At 61.8% G+C, this 17556-nt stretch carries 15 protein-coding genes; 10 read left to right on the top strand and 5 right to left on the bottom strand.

Going from position 1 to position 17556, the window contains the following annotated elements:
- The first annotated feature begins 56 nt into the window (after positions 1–56).
- Together PSH94_RS06635 and PSH94_RS06630 are read left to right on the top strand one after the other, a co-directional pair.
- Positions 57–1262 carry an aminotransferase class V-fold PLP-dependent enzyme gene (locus tag PSH94_RS06635; RefSeq protein ID WP_305436924.1) on the top strand — a complete coding sequence of 402 codons (1206 nt, stop codon included), beginning with the start codon at positions 57–59 and terminating at the stop codon, positions 1260–1262.
- Positions 1259–1672: a SufE family protein gene (locus tag PSH94_RS06630; RefSeq protein ID WP_181079236.1), complete on the top strand. Its 414-nt coding sequence runs from the start codon at positions 1259–1261 to the stop codon at positions 1670–1672. The genes PSH94_RS06635 and PSH94_RS06630 overlap by 4 nt, the downstream gene beginning before the upstream one ends.
- A gap of 21 nt (positions 1673–1693) precedes the next feature.
- On the opposite strand, the gene tcdA is transcribed toward PSH94_RS06630, so the two are convergent.
- Positions 1694–2503: a tRNA cyclic N6-threonylcarbamoyladenosine(37) synthase TcdA gene (tcdA, locus tag PSH94_RS06625; RefSeq protein WP_370694747.1), complete on the bottom strand. Its 810-nt coding sequence runs from the start codon at positions 2501–2503 to the stop codon at positions 1694–1696.
- Between the two features lie 210 nt (positions 2504–2713).
- On the opposite strand from tcdA, the gene PSH94_RS06620 reads away from it, so the two are divergent.
- From PSH94_RS06620 to PSH94_RS06605, 4 genes are all read left to right on the top strand, one after another.
- Complete coding sequence (locus PSH94_RS06620; RefSeq protein ID WP_305436920.1) at positions 2714–5305, top strand: glycosyltransferase; 2592 nt, start codon at positions 2714–2716, stop codon at positions 5303–5305.
- 112 nt (positions 5306–5417) lie between these two features.
- Positions 5418–6569, top strand: a complete 1152-nt coding sequence (gene dapE / locus PSH94_RS06615; RefSeq protein ID WP_285427745.1) for a succinyl-diaminopimelate desuccinylase — start codon at positions 5418–5420, stop codon at positions 6567–6569.
- Positions 6569–7378 carry a putative RNA methyltransferase gene (locus PSH94_RS06610; RefSeq protein WP_181079225.1) on the top strand — a complete coding sequence of 270 codons (810 nt, stop codon included), beginning with the start codon at positions 6569–6571 and terminating at the stop codon, positions 7376–7378. The genes dapE and PSH94_RS06610 overlap by 1 nt, the downstream gene beginning before the upstream one ends.
- 51 nt (positions 7379–7429) lie before the next feature.
- Positions 7430–7807 (top strand): hypothetical protein, encoded by a 378-nt coding sequence (locus PSH94_RS06605; protein ID WP_181079223.1) that lies wholly within the window; start codon positions 7430–7432, stop codon positions 7805–7807.
- Between the two features lie 78 nt (positions 7808–7885).
- On the opposite strand, the gene PSH94_RS06600 is transcribed toward PSH94_RS06605, so the two are convergent.
- Positions 7886–8095, bottom strand: coding sequence for a cold-shock protein (locus PSH94_RS06600; RefSeq protein ID WP_034096225.1), 210 nt, complete (start codon positions 8093–8095; stop codon positions 7886–7888).
- A gap of 182 nt (positions 8096–8277) precedes the next feature.
- Between PSH94_RS06600 and plsB the strand changes: the two genes are divergently transcribed.
- From plsB to PSH94_RS06585, 3 genes are read left to right on the top strand one after another with little or no spacing between them, the layout of a single operon-like run.
- A complete protein-coding gene (gene plsB / locus PSH94_RS06595) occupies positions 8278–10782 on the top strand; it encodes a glycerol-3-phosphate 1-O-acyltransferase PlsB (protein WP_181079220.1) in 2505 nt (834 codons plus the stop codon).
- Between the two features lie 51 nt (positions 10783–10833).
- Positions 10834–11235, top strand: a complete 402-nt coding sequence (locus PSH94_RS06590; protein ID WP_181079218.1) for a YbaY family lipoprotein — start codon at positions 10834–10836, stop codon at positions 11233–11235.
- Positions 11236–11257: 22 nt separating this feature from the next.
- Entirely contained in the window at positions 11258–11947 is a 690-nt protein-coding gene (locus PSH94_RS06585; RefSeq protein WP_181079215.1) for a DUF4197 domain-containing protein, read from the top strand.
- A gap of 106 nt (positions 11948–12053) precedes the next feature.
- Here PSH94_RS06585 and PSH94_RS06580 read toward each other — a convergent pair whose 3' ends face one another.
- The 3 genes from PSH94_RS06580 to PSH94_RS06570 are packed head-to-tail and all read right to left on the bottom strand — an operon-like array spanning position 12054 to position 16821.
- The gene (locus PSH94_RS06580) at positions 12054–12647 is read right to left on the bottom strand and encodes a LysE family translocator (RefSeq protein WP_253510913.1); all 594 of its coding nucleotides are present in this window, start codon (positions 12645–12647) and stop codon (positions 12054–12056) included.
- Between the two features lie 2 nt (positions 12648–12649).
- Positions 12650–15715 carry an efflux RND transporter permease subunit gene (locus PSH94_RS06575; protein WP_181079209.1) on the bottom strand — a complete coding sequence of 1022 codons (3066 nt, stop codon included), beginning with the start codon at positions 15713–15715 and terminating at the stop codon, positions 12650–12652.
- Between the two features lie 5 nt (positions 15716–15720).
- Positions 15721–16821: an efflux RND transporter periplasmic adaptor subunit gene (locus tag PSH94_RS06570; protein WP_305436917.1), complete on the bottom strand. Its 1101-nt coding sequence runs from the start codon at positions 16819–16821 to the stop codon at positions 15721–15723.
- A gap of 93 nt (positions 16822–16914) precedes the next feature.
- Between PSH94_RS06570 and PSH94_RS06565 the strand changes: the two genes are divergently transcribed.
- The gene (locus PSH94_RS06565; protein ID WP_305436916.1) at positions 16915–17550 is read left to right on the top strand and encodes a TetR/AcrR family transcriptional regulator; all 636 of its coding nucleotides are present in this window, start codon (positions 16915–16917) and stop codon (positions 17548–17550) included.
- Positions 17551–17556 lie beyond the last annotated feature (6 nt).

The raw sequence follows: 17556 nt of genomic DNA, 5'->3' as shown, positions 1-17556 counted from the left end.
GCCACTGGCGGGCCTTACCTTCGCGGTGCGGCCCGCTTATACGAGTCTTGATCATCATGCTTGTGCCCTCCCCCTGGCGCGCGGACTTTCCGGCGATCGCCACCCTGCAACGGCAGGACCAGACCTATCTGGACAACGCCGCCACCACGCAGAAACCCCAGGCGCTGCTGGACGCGATCAGCCATTACTACGCCAACGGCGCAGCCAATGTACACCGCGCCCAACACTTGCCCGGCGCTCATGCGACCCAGGCCTTCGAAGACAGCCGCAGCAAGGTCGCACAGTGGTTGAATGCAGGTGACAGCGGGCAAATCGTATTTACCCATGGCGCAACGTCTGCGCTGAACCTCCTGGCCTATGGCCTTGAGCACTTATTCACAGCGGGCGATGAAATCGTTATCAGCGCCCTGGAACACCACGCCAATCTACTGCCGTGGCAGCAACTGGCTGAACGTCGCGAGTTGGAGCTGGTGGTATTGCCACTCAATGATGACGGCGTGATCGATGTTGAAGCCGCCGCAGGATTGATCGGCCCCCGCACGCGCCTGCTGGCGGTGAGCCAGTTGTCCAATGTATTGGGAGCCTGGCAACCGCTGGAAACCTTGCTGGCCATGGCCCGAGCCCACGGCGCCCTGACCGTGGTGGATGGCGCCCAGGGTATCGTCCATGGTCGCCATGACGTGCAGGCCCTGGGCTGCGACTTCTATGCCTTTTCCAGCCACAAACTGTACGGCCCGGATGGCGTCGGCGTGTTGTTTGGCCGCAATGAGGCCCTGCATGGCCTGCGCCACTGGCAATTTGGCGGCGAGATGGTCCAGCAGGCGGACTATCACAGCGCCAGCTTCCGCCCCGCGCCGCTGGGTTTCGAAGCCGGCACGCCGCCGATCGCCGGCGTGATCGGCCTGGGCGCGACCCTGGATTACCTCAGCTCGCTGAACCCTCAGGCGGTTCTCGCCCATGAAGCCGCGCTGCATGATTACCTGCTGCGCGGCCTGAAAGCCCGCAACGGCGTGCGCGTGCTGGGCTCGCCGCAGGCCGCGTTGGTCAGCTTTGTGGTTGACGGCATCCATAACGCCGACCTCGCGCACCTGCTCACCGAGCAAGGGATTGCCGTACGCGCCGGCCATCACTGTGCAATGCCGCTGCTCAAGGCGATGCACTTGTCGGGGGCGGTCCGTGTATCCCTGGCGCTGTACAACGATTCCGATGACCTGGAACGCTTCTTCGGCGCGCTGGATCAGGCGCTGGAGATGTTGCGATGAACTTGCCCACGCAGGCCGCGAGTGCGCTTGAAGCGTTTCAAGCCGTCGGCAGCTGGGAACAACGCGCCCGAATGCTGATGCAGTGGGGCGAACGCCTGCCCGCCTTGGCGGATGAAGACAAGGTCGATGCCAACCTGGTGCAGGGCTGCGAGAGCCTGGTGTGGTTGGTTGGCCGGTTGGAGAGCGACCACTGGCAGTTCGCCGCCAGCAGCGATGCGCGGATGATTCGTGGGTTGGTGGCATTGCTGCTGGCGCGGGTCAACGGATTATCGAGCGCGCAGTTGCAGGTGGTCGACTTGCCCGACTGGTTCAATCAACTCGGGCTTTCCCGCCAACTGTCGCCGTCGCGCAGCAATGGCTTGAATGCAGTCCTGCAGCGCATGCGAACACTAAGCCAAACACAGAACTGAATGTGGGAGGCGCGGCGAGACTCAGGTGGGCTTGACCCGCTCCGACGGCCGGCGCACCCCGGCCACAATTTTGTCCACCGCCTTGGTCGCCGCCACCATGCCGAAGGTCGCGGTGACCATCATCACCGCGCCAAACCCACCGGCGCAGTCCAGTTTCACCCCATCGCCCACGAAGCTTTTCTGCAAACAGATGCTGCCATCCGGCTTGGGATAGCGCAGTTGTTCGGTGGAAAACACGCACGGCACGCTGTAGTGACGGGTCACGGTGCGGGAGAAACCATAGTCGCGGCGTAACGTGGAGCGCACTTTCGAGGCCAGCGGGTCGTTGAAAGTACGGTTCAGGTCGCAGACCTGGATCAGTGTCGGGTCGATCTGCCCACCCGCGCCGCCGGTGGTGATGATCTGGATCTTGCGGCGCTTGCACCACGCAATCAGCGCGGCCTTGGCGTTGACGGCGTCGATGCAGTCGATCACGCAATCGATGTTCGGCGTGATGTACTCGGCCATGGTGTCGCGGGTCACGAAATCCGCCACCGCATGCACCGTGCAGTCCGGGTTGATGCCGCGCAGGCGTTCGGCCATGACCTCGACCTTGGGCTTGCCCACGGTGCTGTCGAGGGCGTGCAACTGGCGGTTGCTGTTGCTGACGCAGACGTCGTCCAGGTCAAACAGCGAAATCTCGCCGACACCGCAGCGGGCCATGGCCTCAGCCGCCCACGAGCCCACGCCGCCGATGCCGACGATCGCCACATGGGCCGCTTTCAAGCGTTCCAGGCCCTCAATGCCATACAAACGGGCAACGCCTGCAAACCGCGGATCTTCTGTACTCATGACCACCACCTCAAAAACCGGCGCGCATTATAGGGCTACGCAGCGACAAGTTTTAAGCTACAAGTTAAGAACTTAGATGTACTTTCGCTGCCCAATGTCCGGTTTTTCTCGGCTTGCTGTACGGTCAGGGAAAGGCCGGTGTAGGATGCGCGCCGTTCGGCGCAGGCCGGCACCTCATTTCGTTCCACACCCTTTGGAACCCGCATAACCATGGCATCGCGTAAATTTGGACTCAACCTGGTGGTGGTGCTGGCAATTGCCGCGCTGTTCACCGGCTTCTGGGCGCTGATCAACCGCCCGGTCTCCGCACCCAACTGGCCTGAACAAATCTCCGGGTTTTCCTACTCGCCGTTCCAGCAAGGCCAGTACCCGCAAAAAGACCAATACCCCACCGATGAACAGATGCGTCAGGACCTTGCGATCATGAGCAAGCTGACGGACAACATCCGTACTTACTCGGTCGACGGCACCTTGGGGGATATTCCCAAACTGGCCGAAGAGTTCGGCCTGCGAGTAACCCTGGGGATCTGGATCAGCCCAGACCTGGAGCGCAACGAACGCGAAATCCAGCGCGCCATCGAGATCGCCAACGGCTCGCGCAGCGTTGTGCGCGTGGTGGTGGGCAACGAAGCGTTGTTCCGCGAGGAGATCACCCCTGAGGCCCTGATCGTGCTGCTGGACCGCGTGCGCGGTGCCGTCAAAGTTCCGGTGACCACTTCCGAGCAATGGCACATCTGGGAACACAACCCACAACTGGCCAAGCACGTTGACCTGATCGCCGCGCACATCCTGCCGTACTGGGAACATATTCCGGTGGATAAAGCCGGCCAATTCGTACTCGACCGCGCCAGGGACCTGAAGAAAACCTTCCCGAAAAAACCGCTGCTGCTGTCGGAAGTCGGCTGGCCGAGCAACGGCCGCATGCGCGGCGGGGCTGACGCATCGCCCGCTGACCAGGCGATTTACCTGCGTACGCTGGTGAACAAGCTCAATCGCCAGGGCTACAACTACTTTGTGATCGAGGCGTTCGACCAGCCGTGGAAGGCCAGTGATGAAGGCTCGGTCGGCGCTTATTGGGGCGTGTTCAACGCCGCGCGCCAACAGAAATTCAACTTCGAAGGGCCGGTCGTGGCGATTCCGCAATGGCGCGTGCTGGCCATCGGCTCGGTGGTGCTGGCACTGCTGTCCCTGACCCTGCTGATGATCGACGGCTCGGCCCTGCGCCAGCGCGGCCGGACGTTCCTGACCTTTATCGCGTTCCTGTGCGGTTCGGTGCTGGTATGGATCGGCTACGACTACAGCCAGCAATACAGCACCTGGTTCAGCCTGACCGTCGGCTTTTTGCTGGCGCTCGGTGCACTGGGCGTGTTCATCGTGTTGCTGACCGAAGCCCACGAACTGGCCGAAGCGGTGTGGACCCACAAGCGTCGGCGTGAATTCCTGCCGGTGCTCGGCGATTCGGACTACCGCCCGAAAGTATCGATCCACGTGCCGTGCTACAACGAGCCGCCGGAGATGGTCAAACAGACCCTGGACGCCCTGGCCGCCCTCGATTACCCGGACTACGAAGTCCTGATCATCGACAACAACACCAAGGACCCGGCCGTCTGGGAGCCGGTGCGCGATTACTGCGAGACCCTCGGTCCACGTTTCAAGTTCTTCCATGTCGCGCCACTGGCCGGCTTCAAGGGCGGCGCGCTGAACTACCTGATCCCGCACACCGCCAAGGACGCCGAAGTGATCGCGGTGATCGACTCCGACTACTGCGTATCGCCCAACTGGCTCAAGCACATGGTGCCGCACTTCGCCGACCCGAAAATCGCCGTGGTGCAATCGCCGCAGGATTATCGCGACCAGAACGAGAGCACCTTCAAGAAGCTCTGCTACGCGGAATACAAAGGCTTCTTCCATATCGGCATGGTCACCCGCAACGACCGCGATGCGATCATCCAGCACGGCACCATGACCATGACCCGCCGCTCGGTGCTCGAAGAGCTGGGCTGGGCCGACTGGTGCATCTGTGAAGACGCCGAACTGGGCCTGCGGGTATTCGAGAAAGGTCTGTCGGCGGCGTATTACCACGACAGCTACGGCAAAGGTTTGATGCCCGATACCTTCATCGACTTCAAGAAACAGCGTTTCCGCTGGGCCTACGGTGCGATCCAGATCATCAAGCGCCACACCGCCAGCCTGCTGCGCGGCAAGGACACCGAGCTGACCCGTGGCCAGCGTTACCACTTCCTGGCGGGCTGGCTGCCGTGGGTGGCGGACGGCATGAACATCTTCTTCACCGTCGGCGCGCTGTTGTGGTCGGCGGCGATGATCATCGTGCCGACGCGGGTCGACCCGCCATTACTGATTTTCGCGATTCCGCCATTGGCGTTGTTCGTGTTCAAGGTGGGCAAGATCATCTTCCTGTACCGCCGTGCGGTGGGCGTGAACCTCAAGGATGCGTTCTGCGCAGCCCTGGCCGGGTTGGCGTTGTCCCACACCATCGCCAAGGCGGTGCTGTATGGCTTCTTCACCACCAGTATTCCGTTCTTTCGTACACCGAAAAACGCGGATAACCACGGTTTCTGGGTGGCGATTTCCGAAGCCCGCGAAGAAATGTTCATCATGCTGCTGTTGTGGGGCGCGGCGCTGGGGATCTACCTGGTGCAGGGCCTGCCGAGCAATGACATGCGCTTCTGGGTGGTGATGCTGCTGGTGCAGTCGCTGCCGTACGTGGCGGCGCTGATCATGGCGTTCCTGTCGTCGCTGCCCAAACCGGCGCCGGCGGTGGAGCCCGCGCCGGCCGCGTAAAAACTTGCGCAATGCACTAAACGGCGGCCTCTGGCCGCCGTTTTGCTATAAGATAACGGCCGTTTTGTCCGCCCGCCCTGCTCTTCCAAACACGCTTTCCGGAGTTTTCCCCATGACGGCCCATGCCGACCTTTCGCCGACCCTTCAACTTGCCATCGACCTGATCCGTCGTCCCTCGGTCACGCCGATCGACGCCGATTGCCAGAAGCTGATGATGCAGCGCCTGGGCGACGCCGGTTTTGCGCTGGAGCCGATGCGCATCGAGGACGTGGACAACTTCTGGGCCACCCATGGCAAGCACGACGGCCCGGTGTTGTGCTTCGCCGGTCACACCGATGTGGTCCCTACCGGCCCCGTGCAGGCCTGGCAGAACGACCCATTCGACGCCTTGATCGACGAGAACGGCATGCTCTGCGGGCGTGGCGCAGCCGACATGAAAGGCAGCCTGGCGGCCATGCTTGTAGCGTCCGAGCGCTTCGTCGCCGACTACCCGGACCACAAGGGCTCGGTGGCCTTCCTGATCACCAGCGATGAAGAAGGCCCGGCGCACCATGGCACCAAGGCCGTGATCGAGCGCCTGGCCGCGCGCAAGGAGCGCCTGGACTGGTGCATCGTCGGCGAACCGTCGAGCACCACCCTGGTCGGCGATGTAGTCAAGAACGGGCGCCGTGGCTCACTCGGCGCCACGTTGACCGTGCGCGGCGTGCAAGGCCACGTGGCCTACCCGCACCTGGCGAAGAACCCCATCCACCTGGCCGCGCCGGCACTGGCCGAGCTGGCCGCCGAGCATTGGGACGACGGCAACGCGTTCTTCCCGCCTACCAGTTTCCAGATTTCCAACCTCAACTCCGGCACCGGCGCCACCAACGTGATTCCCGGCGAGCTGACGGCAGTGTTCAATTTCCGCTTTTCCACCGAGTCCACCGTGGAAGGTCTGCAGCAACGAGTTGCGCAGATTCTCGACAAGCACGGCCTGGACTGGCACGTGGAATGGGCGCTGTCGGGACTGCCGTTCCTGACCGAACCGGGAGCGTTGCTGGACGCGGTGTCGGCCAGCATCAAGGCGATCACCGGTCGCGACACCCAGGCGTCCACCAGTGGCGGCACGTCCGATGGCCGCTTCATTGCGACCCTTGGCACCCAAGTGGTCGAACTGGGGCCGGTCAACGCGACCATCCACCAGGTCAATGAACGCATTCTGGCCAGCGACCTCGATGTACTGACCGAAATCTATTACCAGACCCTGATCAAGTTGCTCGCCTGATGCTCGCCTGCCCCATTTGCAGCGCTCCGCTCAACGCAGTGGACAATGGCGTGGCGTGCCCGGCCGGACATCGATTCGACCGTGCGCGCCAGGGTTACCTGAACCTGTTGCCGGTGCAGCACAAGAACAGCCGCGACCCCGGCGACAATCTGGCCATGGTCGAGGCCCGTCGCGACTTCCTCAATGCCGGGCACTACGCCCCGGTGGCCAGGCGCCTGGCTGAACTGGCCGCTGAACGTGCACCGCAGCGCTGGGTGGATATCGGCTGTGGCGAGGGCTATTACACTGCGCAGATCGCCGAGGCGCTGCCCCATGCCGACGGCTACGCGCTGGATATTTCCAAGGAAGCGGTCAAACGCGCGTGCAGGCGCAACCCGGCGCTGACCTGGTTGATCGCCAGCATGGCTCGCGTGCCGTTGGCCGACGCCAGTTGCCAGTTCCTGGCCAGCGTGTTCAGCCCGTTGGACTGGCAGGAAGCCAAGCGCCTGCTCAGCCCCGGCGGCGGCTTGATGAAGGTCGGCCCTACCCGCGGCCACCTGATGGAGCTGCGCGAACGTCTGTATGACGAAGTGCGCGAATACACCGACGACAAGCACCTGGCCCTGGTGCCATCGGGCATGAGCCTGGCACACAGTGAAATCCTCGAATTCACACTGAGCCTGGCCGATCCCCGGGACCGCGCCAACCTGCTGGCCATGACGCCCCACGGCTGGCGGGCCAGCGCCGAACGCCGCGCCGAAGTGATCGAAGCGGTTGAGCCGCTTAAGGTCACGGTGTCGATGCGCTACGATTATTTCGTGCTTCAATAACCGACTTTATTTTCGCGAATGGATTTTCGAATCCCGCAACGAGGAACATCCATGCGCCAACCCGATATCGAGATTTACCTCAAGGACGCCGACGTCGACCACAAGGCCATTGCTGCCTGGCTCGGCACCGCCCTGGGGACGTGCAGCGACTGGGTCCAGAAAGGCCAGACCTACAAGTGCACGGCCGGCAACGTGCCTGTCACCTGGCTGCCAAAGGCCGTCGGCAAATGGAACAGCCTGTACCTGGAAAGCGACCAGACCCCATGGGACGACGACATCGCCTGCGCCCGCGCCGCGTTTGCCGCGCTGAACGTTGAAGTGCGCTGCGCGCCGGGCTCGTGGGTCGAGGAAGAAGGTGAAGAAAGCGCCGACACCTGGATTCGCATCAGTGCAGACGGTGAAGAGCAGATTACTTGGAGGACGGGTTGAAAAAGCAGCTTCAAGCTGCAAGCTGTAAGCCAAAGCGCTTGTAGCTTGCAGCTTGCAGCTTAAAACCTGCCACTCAGCCTACAGGCCGACCACATCCTCGGCCTGTAAACCCTTCTCGCCGCTCACCACGGCGTATTCCACCTGCTGGCCCTCGGCCAGGGAGCGGTGGCCTTCACCGCGAATGGCGCGGTAGTGCACAAACACATCCTGGCCGTCCTCACGCTGAATGAAGCCATAGCCCTTTGCATCGTTGAACCACTTCACATTGCCGGTTTCACGCGTTGCCATCTGTTTTACTCCCACTTCGGTTTTTATTATTGAGCCGGTTCGCGTTGAACTGCCGGGTATATGGCAGGTTCAAAGCCTTCAACTCAAGTTTACATCGCTGCTTTTTTGCCGATTTTCGGCGAATACGGCACACTACCCGCCCGAGCGCCTGCTCGGTTTTTCTCACTTGAAGCAGCTCGCCTATGACCCGCTCCCCGTTCCGCCGTCTGGTGTTTGGCACCTTGCGCCGACTGTTGTACCTCTGGGTTCGCTCGGAGACGATCAACCAGTCGTCCCTTACCCTTAACCTGGACCGCAGCCGGCCGGTGTTCTACGTCCTGCAATCGCCCTCCCTCACCGAACTGGCCGTAGTCGACGCCGAGTGCACCAAGGCCGGCCTGCCACGCCCGGTGTTGCCGGTGTCGGTAGGCCCGCTGATGGAGCCGGCGGCGTTCTTCTACCTCACGCCGGAACCGGACTGGCTGGGTCGCCAGGACAAGCGCGGCGCGCCACCGACCCTGACCCGCCTGGTCAACACCCTCAGCGACCATGCCGAAGAGAATGCACAAATCATTCCGGTCAGCGTGTTCTGGGGCCAGTCCCCCGAGAGCGAGTCCAGCCCGTGGAAGCTGCTTTTCGCCGACAGTTGGGCGGTCACCGGGCGTCTGCGTCGGCTGTTGAGCATTCTGATTCTGGGACGCAAGACCCGTGTGCAATTCTCCGCGCCTATCAACCTGCGTGAATTGATCGAGCACAATAAAGGTCACGAACGCACCGTGCGCATGGCCCAGCGCATCCTGCGTGTGCACTTTCGTAACCTGAAGACTGCGGTGATCGGCCCCGACCTGTCGCATCGGCGCAATCTGGTGAAGGGTCTGGTCAATATGCCGCTGGTGCGCCAGGCCATCGCCGACGAAGCCGAACGCGAAAAGATCTCGCCGGAAAAAGCCAAAGCCCAGGCCCTGCGGTATGGCAACGAAATCGCTTCGGACTACACCTACACCGCGATCCGCTTTCTGGAAGTGGTGCTGAGCTGGTTCTGGAACAAGATCTACGACGGCATCAAGGTCAATAACATCGAGGGTGTGCAACAGGTCGCCCAGGGCTACGAGGTGATCTACGTCCCGTGCCATCGCAGTCATATCGACTACCTGCTGCTGTCCTACCTGCTGTTCAAGAACGGCCTGACCCCGCCGCACATTGCCGCCGGCATCAACCTCAACATGCCGGTGATCGGCAGCCTGCTGCGCCGTGGCGGTGCGTTTTTCATGCGCCGCACCTTCAAGGGCAATCCGCTCTACACCGCCGTGTTCAACGAATACCTGCATACGCTGTTCACCAAGGGCTTCCCAGTGGAGTATTTCGTCGAAGGCGGACGCTCGCGCACCGGGCGCATGCTGCAGCCGAAGACCGGCATGCTGGCGATCACATTGCGCAGCTTCCTGCGCTCATCGCGCATGCCGATTGTGTTCGTGCCGGTGTACATCGGTTATGAGCGCGTGCTCGAAGGCCGCACTTACCTCGGAGAATTGCGCGGGGCGAGCAAGAAGAAAGAGTCGATCTTCGATATTTTCAAGGTGGTCGGTGCGCTCAAGCAGCGCTTCGGCCAGGTCGCGGTCAACTTCGGCGAGCCGATCAAGCTGGCGGAATTTCTCGACGCCGAGCAACCGGACTGGCGCGCCCAGGATTTGGGGCCGAACTACAAGCCGGCATGGCTCAACGAAACCACCCATCGCCTGGGCGAACAGGTGGCGCGCCACTTGAACGAAGCCGCCGCCGTGAACCCGGTGAACCTGGTGGCCCTGGCGCTGCTGTCCACTACGCGCCTGGCCCTGGATGAACAGGCCATGGCCCGTCAGCTGGATCTGTACTTGACGCTGTTGCGCCGCGTGCCGTACTCGCCCCATACCACCGTGCCGGAAGGCGATGGCATGGCGCTGATCCGGCACGTCAAAGACATGAAGCTGCTGTCGGAACAAAGTGACGCTCTGGGCAAGATTCTGTACCTGGACGAGCAGAACGCGGTCTTGATGACCTACTACCGCAACAACGTGCTGCACATCTTCGCTCTGCCGGCGCTGCTGGCGAGCTTCTTCCAGAGCAGCTCGCGCATGAGCCGCGAACAGATCCTGCGGTACACCCACGCGCTGTATCCGTACCTGCAATCGGAGCTGTTTATCCGCTGGTCCCTGGACGAGCTGGACGCCGTCATCGATCAATGGCTGGAAGCGTTCGTCGAACAAGGCCTGCTGCGTTTCGAAAACGATGTGTACCTGCGCCCGGCCCCGAGCTCGCGACACTTTGTGCTGTTGACGCTGCTGTCCAAAAGCATCGCCCAGACCCTGCAGCGCTTCTACATGGCGATCTCGCTGCTGCTCAACAGCGGCCAGAACAGCATCAGCGCCGAAGAATTGGAAGACCTGTGCACGATCATGGCCCAGCGCCTGTCGATCCTGCATGGTCTCAACGCGCCGGAGTTCTTCGACAAGAGTCTTTTCCGACATTTCATTCAGACGTTGCTGGAGCAAGATGTGCTGCGCCGCGATGACGCCGGCAAGTTGAGCTATCACGACCTGCTCGGCGAGCTGGCCGAAGGCGCGGCCAAACGCGTACTGCCGGCCGAGATTCGCCTGTCGATCCGCCAGGTGGCCTTGCACCGTGTGGACGGTGCCGGGGATGCGCCGGTGCAAGCGCAAGAAAGCCACTAGATTGAATAACGCGCCGGAGAGCCTCCGGCCCCGTTGAAAAGGAGCTGCACCATGAAAAAGATCATTCTTCTGGGCCTCACCGCCCTGCTCGGAGCCTGCCAATCCATGAGTCCCGCGCCCAAGGCCAGCCTCGACGGCGAAGTGTTCTACCTGCAACGTATCGCCCTGCCGCCAACGGCGACCTTGAGCGTGAGCCTGCAGGACGTGTCCCTGGCGGACGCGCCCGCAGCGGTCCTGGCCGAGCAGAAAGGCCCGGTCAAAGGTCAGGTACCGCTGGCATTTCACTTGAGCTACGACCCGGCGCAGGTCAAGCCTGGCCACAGTTATGCGGTGAGTGCTCGTATCGAGCTGGAGGGCAAGCTACTGTTTACCACGACTGAACGCCACACAGTGCGACTCGACGGCCAGGATCCACAGCCGCTGCGCCTGCGCGTCAATGCCGTGGCCCCCTGAATTCGAACATAAGGAAGCGCTCATGCTCCGCAACTCCCTTCGCCTCACTGCCCTGTGTGCCGGCCTGCTGCTAGGCGCCAACGCCTTGGCCCTGGATCTGGGCAGCCTGTCCCAGAGCGACGCCGCCGGCGGCCTGAAGGATGCCCTGACCCAAGGCGCTCAGGTCGCCGTCAAGCAGCTGGGCGTGCCCGGTGGTTTCAGCAATAACCCCGAAGTGAAGATCGGCCTGCCGGGCAAGTTGGGCAAAGTCGCCGACAAACTGAAAATGTTCGGCATGGGCGACCAGGTCACCCAGCTGGAAACCAGCATGAACAAAGCCGCCGAAACGGCCGTGACCCAGGCCCAGCCGATTCTGGTGAATGCCGTGAAAAACATGAGCGTCACCGACGCCAAAGGCATCCTCAGCGGCGGCCAGGATTCGGCCACCCAATACCTGGATAAAAGCAGCCGCGAACAAATTCGCGCCAAGTTCCTGCCCATCGTCAAGGCCGCGACCGACAAGGTCGGCGTCGCGCAGCAATACAACGCCCTGGCCGGCAAGGCCGCAGCCTTCGGCGCCCTGGACGCCAAGAGCGCCAACGTCGAAAACTACGTGACTGAACAGGCACTGGATGGTTTGTTCAAGATGATCGCGCAGCAGGAAGAGACGATTCGCCAGAACCCTGCGGCGGCTGCCACCAGTTTGGCGAAGAAAGTGTTCGGCACCCTTTAAACGAAGCACAGAACAGTACCGATGAACCACAAAAAAGCCCTGATCTCCTCAGGGCTTTTTTGTTTTTCACCGCGCACAAAGCCAGGCGGGACGATTCGATAATGTGTCAGGTGAGAATCGAGGTCGCCAGGCGGCCAAGCAGCACCGTCGCAAAACAACCAATGGCGAGCGCGGCGGTCCGGTTGATGACACGCGGCGTCAGCCAGTGCCGCCCGCGTCCGACGACGCCGGCGCCGAACACGATCCAGGCCGCCCCGACCGGTATCACGACCAATGCCAGCGTGCCCATGAAGGCGAGGTAACCGGTCCAGTGGATAAACGTATCGGGTGGCGCGATCAACGAGGCGATCAACAGCCCTTTAGGGTTCATCACCGTCATCCAGAAAAAATACCCACCGGTGAAGCGGTCCTGGTTCACGTCTTCCAGAGCTTTTACGCTGCGCCATAAGCGCCAGGACACCACTAGCAGGTAGGTGCCCGCCGCCAACTGGATCAGCTTGACGGCCCAAGGGGAGTAAGCCGCCAGGTAGAGCAGCGCCACTCCCCACACCGACACTTGCAGCAGGTACGCCAGGCATTCGATAAAGGCCAGCTTCCACGACGCCCGCAGGCCGAACAACACACCGGCGCGGAACAACAGCGTGTTAGTCGGGCCAGGGGCAAGCAACAACAACATCAGGGCTGAAACGGTGGCCAGCATGATTACGCGACGTCCTTCCTCACTCGGAACCACGCAGCATACAGGGCCGGCAGGAACAATAGGGTCAATGCCGTGGCCACGATCAACCCGCCCATGATTGCCACCGCCATCGGCCCGAAGAATACGCTGCGCGACAGCGGGATCATCGCCAGCACCGCCGCGAGTGCCGTCAGCACAATCGGCCGGAAGCGGCGCACGGTGGCTTCGATGATTGCCTGCCAGGGGGCCAGGCCGGCCTTGATGTCCTGCTCGATCTGATCCACCAGAATCACTGAGTTGCGCATGATCATCCCGGACAGGGCAATGGTGCCGAGCATGGCGACGAAGCCAAAAGGCTGACGGAACGCCAGCAGGAACAAGGTCACGCCGATCAGACCCAACGGCGCCGTCAGAAAAACCATCGCCATGCGTGAGAAACTGCGCAGCTGCAACATCAGCAACGTCAGCACCACCACGATAAACAGCGGTACCCCGGCCTTCACCGAATTCTGGCCGCGCGCGGAATCTTCAACGGTGCCGCCGACTTCCAGCAGGTAACCGTCGGGCAGTTCAGCGCGCACGTCGGCGAGGGTCGGCAGGATCTGCTGCACCAGCGTCGCAGGTTGTTCCTTGCCGTAGATATCCGCGCGGACCGTCACGGTGGGCAAGCGGTTGCGGTGCCAGATCACGCCTTCCTCAAAACCGTATTCGAGGGTGGCGATCTGCGACAGCGCAACGCTTTTGCCATTGTCGGTGGGCACTGCCAGGCTGGGTAACCGCGACAGTTCGGTGCGTTCATGGCGAGTGCCGCGCAGGAGGATTTCGATCAACTCGTTGTCCTCGCGGTACTGGCTGACGCTGGAACCGGTCAACGAGCTCTGCAGGAATTTCGACAGGTTGGCGGTGCTCACGCCCAAGGCCCGAGCGCGATCCTGGTCGATATTGAGGGAGACGATTTTGCTCGGTTCTTCCCAGTCCAGGTGTACGTTGACCACGTGGGTGTTTTCGCGAACCTTCGCAGCGACCTTGCGTGCCAGGGCGCGGACTTGCTCGATGTGCTCGCCGGTTACGCGAAACTGCACCGGGTAGCCCACGGGAGGACCGTTCTCCAGGCGAGTGACACGCGAGCGCAGGTCGGGAAACTGTTCGTTGAGCGTGCCAATCAGCCAGGTGCGTAGGGTTTCGCGCTCTTCGATGCTGTTAGCCAGTACCACGAACTGGGCGAAACTGGTGGCCGGCAATTGCTGGTCCAGGGGCAGGTAAAAGCGCGGCGAACCGGTGCCGATATAGGCCACATAGTTGTCGATACCGGCATGTTCCTTGAGCAGCGTTTCCAGGCGTTTGACCTGGTCGGCGGTGTTGCTCAGGGACGCGCCTTCGGCCAGTTTCAGGTCGACCATCAGCTCCAGGCGACCGGACGCGGGGAAGAACTGCTGCGGCACGAAGCGAAACAACGCCACCGAGCCGACGAATAACATAAGTGTCAGCACGATCACGGTTTTGCGCCGTTTCACACACCACTCCACCACCCGCCTTACACGTTGATAAAACGGCGTACCGTAGGGATCCGGGCCATCGTGACCGTGCTTGGCGGCATGAATTTTCGCCAGGTCCGGCAGGAGTTTTTCCCCCAGGTAGGGCACGAACACCACGGCGGCGACCCAGGAAGCGAGCAACGCAATGGTCACCACCTGAAAGATCGAACGGGTATATTCGCCGGTACTCGACTGCGCGGTTGCAATCGGCAGGAAGCCCGCCGCAGTGATCAGCGTGCCGGTGAGCATCGGGAAGGCGGTACTGGTCCAGGCGAAGCTGGCGGCCTTGAGCCGGTCGTAGCCTTGCTCCATTTTGATTGCCATCATTTCTACGGCAATGATGGCGTCATCGACCAGCAGGCCGAGGGCCAATACCAAAGCGCCGAGAGAGATCTTGTGCAGACCGATGCCGAGGTAATACATGGTGGCAAAGGTCATTGCCAACACCAGCGGGATCGCCAGCGCCACCACCATGCCGGTGCGCAGGCCGAGGGAGAAAAAACTCACCAGCAGCACAATGGCCAATGCCTCGGCCAGCACTTGGACGAATTCGCCGACACCGGTTTTTACTGCGGCGGGCTGGTCCGACACCTTGCGCAGTTGCATGCCCGCCGGAAGGTTCTTTTGCAGGCGTGCGAATTCGCCTTCAAGCGCCTTGCCCAATACCAGAATATCGCCGCCCTCGCGCATCGCCACGGCCAGCCCGATGGCGTCTTCACCCATGTAGCGCATGCGCGGTGCGGGTGGATCGTTGAAACCGCGATGGATATCGGCCACATCGCCGATCCTGAAGGTGCGGTCACCCACGCGAATGGGGAAATTGCGGATTTCCTCGACCGTCTTGAAGTTGCCCGAGACGCGCAACTGCACACGCTCGCTCGGGGTTTCGAAGAAACCGGCGGTGGACACCGCGTTCTGTTCCTGCAAAGCCTGCTGCACGGCGGCCAGCGGCAAGCCGAGGGTGGCGAGCTTGAGGTTGGACAGTTCAATCCAGATTTTTTCGTCCTGCAGCCCGAGCAGGTCGACCTTGCCCACATCGGCCACCCGCTGCAGTTGTATCTGGATGCGGTCGGCGTAGTCCTTGAGCACTGCATAGTCGAAACCGTCGCCGGTCAGGGCGTAGATATTGCCGAAGGTGGTGCCGAATTCGTCGTTGAAAAACGGCCCCTGGATATCCGGCGGCAGCGTCTGGCGGATATCGCTGATTTTCTTGCGCACCTGGTACCACAGTTCGGGAATCTGCGCCGAGTGCATTGCGTCGCGGGCGATGAAGGTCACCTGTGACTCGCCGGGCCGGGAAAACGAGACGATGCGCTCGTAGTCACCGGTCTCCATGAGTTTCTTCTCGATGCGCTCGGTTACCTGCCGCGAGACTTCCTGGGCCGTGGCGCCCGGCCAATTGGTTTTGATCACCATGGCTTTGAAGGTGAAGGGCGGGTCTTCGCTTTGCCCCAGCTTGGTGTAGGACAACGTGCCCACCACGGCCAGCAGGATCATCAGGAACAGCACGATCTGGCGATTACGCAACGCCCATTCGGAAAGATTGAAACCCATCGGGACTACTCCTTGGCCGCCAGATTCACCACACGGTTGGAGCGATCCACCGGGCGCACCTGCTGCCCCTCGTGGAGCACATGCACACCCGCCGCCACCACCCAATCACTGGCGCTCAAGCCTTCCAGCACCGGCACGGTTTTTTCGCCGAAGGCGCCGATACGCACAGGCGTGCGCTTGAGGGTGTAGTCCGGCTCCACACGCCAGACGTAGGACGCACCGTTCTCCGCGCTGAGGGCAGACAGCGGAACGGACAGCGGAATATCACCATCAACTTGGATGAACACGCGAGCGCTCTGCCCCAACTCAGCCGGGACTTTGCCCCCGGTAAACGCCACGCGTGCCGCGAAGGTGCGCGACTTCGGGTCGGCAGCGGGCGACAACTCACGGATGCGCCCGGCGAAGCGTTGGTCCGGCTGGCTCCACAACTCCACGGACACCGGCTGCCCGATCTTGAAGCGACCGAAACCCTGTTCGGGCAGGCTGATCAGCACTTCGCGCTCGCCATCGGTGGCCAGGGTGAATACGGTTTGTCCTGCTGCCACCACTTGACCGACCTCCACGGCACGTTTGGCCACCACGCCATCCTGCGGCGCGCGCAGGACCGCGTAGGCAGCCTGGTTACTCGCCACATCGAATTCGGCTTTGATCTGCTTGAGGCGGGCTTCACCTGAGCGGTAGAGGTTTTCGGCATTGTCGTATTGGGAACGACTGACCATCTGACGCTCCAGCAGCGTCTTGTAGCGGTCACGCTCGGCGCGCACCAGGCTCAGATTGGCCTCGGCGGCGGCGACCTGGGCGCGGCTGGCCTCCAGTTGCAAACGCACATCCTGGGGATCGAGTTCAGCCAGGGCCTGGTTGGCCTTGACCCGCTCGCCTTCGTCCACCAGGCGCTTACTGACTTTGCCGCCGATGCGAAAGGCCAGGTCCGGTTCATAGCGGGCGCGCACTTCACCGGGGTAGCTGTCCATCGACTGCGCCGACGGCTGCGGCTGCACCACCATGGCCGGGCGGAGGGTGGTCTGGGCCGTCTCTTCATGGCCGCAGGCGGCCACCAGGAGGGCCAGACACGCAGGCAACGCAAGGGGCAGGAAAGTGCTGCGCATGCTGAAGGACCTTTCGCAAATGATGCTAGGAATAATTATACTGGCCAGTATGTTATTAATACCAAACTCGCCAGTCCAGTATTAAAGGTGAAAATGTCCGACAATCCTCTCAACATCAATAGCCCCGGGCGTCCCAAGGATATGGCAAAACGCCAGGCAATCCTCGAAGCAGCCAAATTCCTGTTCTTGAGCAATGGTTACGCCAGCACCAGCATGGACGCGGTGGCCTTGGAGGCCGGCGTGTCGAAACTTACGGTCTACAGCCACTTCACCGACAAAGAAACCTTGTTCACCGCAGCCGTCGTGGCCAAGTGCGAGGAACAATTGCCGGTGATGTATTTCGAGATGCCCGAAGGCGTGCCGGTGGAAACGGTACTGCTGACCATCGCCCGGGGTTTCCATCGGCTGATCAACAGCGAAGAATCGGTGAACCTGCACCGGCTGATGATGACCACCGGCAGCCAGGACGTGAAACTCTCACAGATCTTTTTCGAGGCCGGCCCGATGCGCATGCTGCAGGGCATGGAGCGTCTGCTCAGCACAATCAACCGGAGTGGCGCCCTGAGCATCGACGAGCCGTTCAAGGCGGCCGAGCATTTCTTCTGCCTGCTCAAAGGCACGGCGAACTTCTGCCTGCTGTATGGCTGCGGCGGCCAATTGAGTGAGGACGCCGCCGAAGCCCATGTGCAGGATGTGGTGGGATTGTTTATGCGGGCCTATAAGCCTTAAAGGATT

The sequence above is a fragment of the Pseudomonas sp. FP2254 genome (assembly GCF_030687695.1).
Taxonomy (GTDB): Bacteria; Pseudomonadota; Gammaproteobacteria; order Pseudomonadales; family Pseudomonadaceae; genus Aquipseudomonas; species Aquipseudomonas quebecensis.
This window is presented reverse-complemented; position numbering and strand designations above follow the sequence as displayed.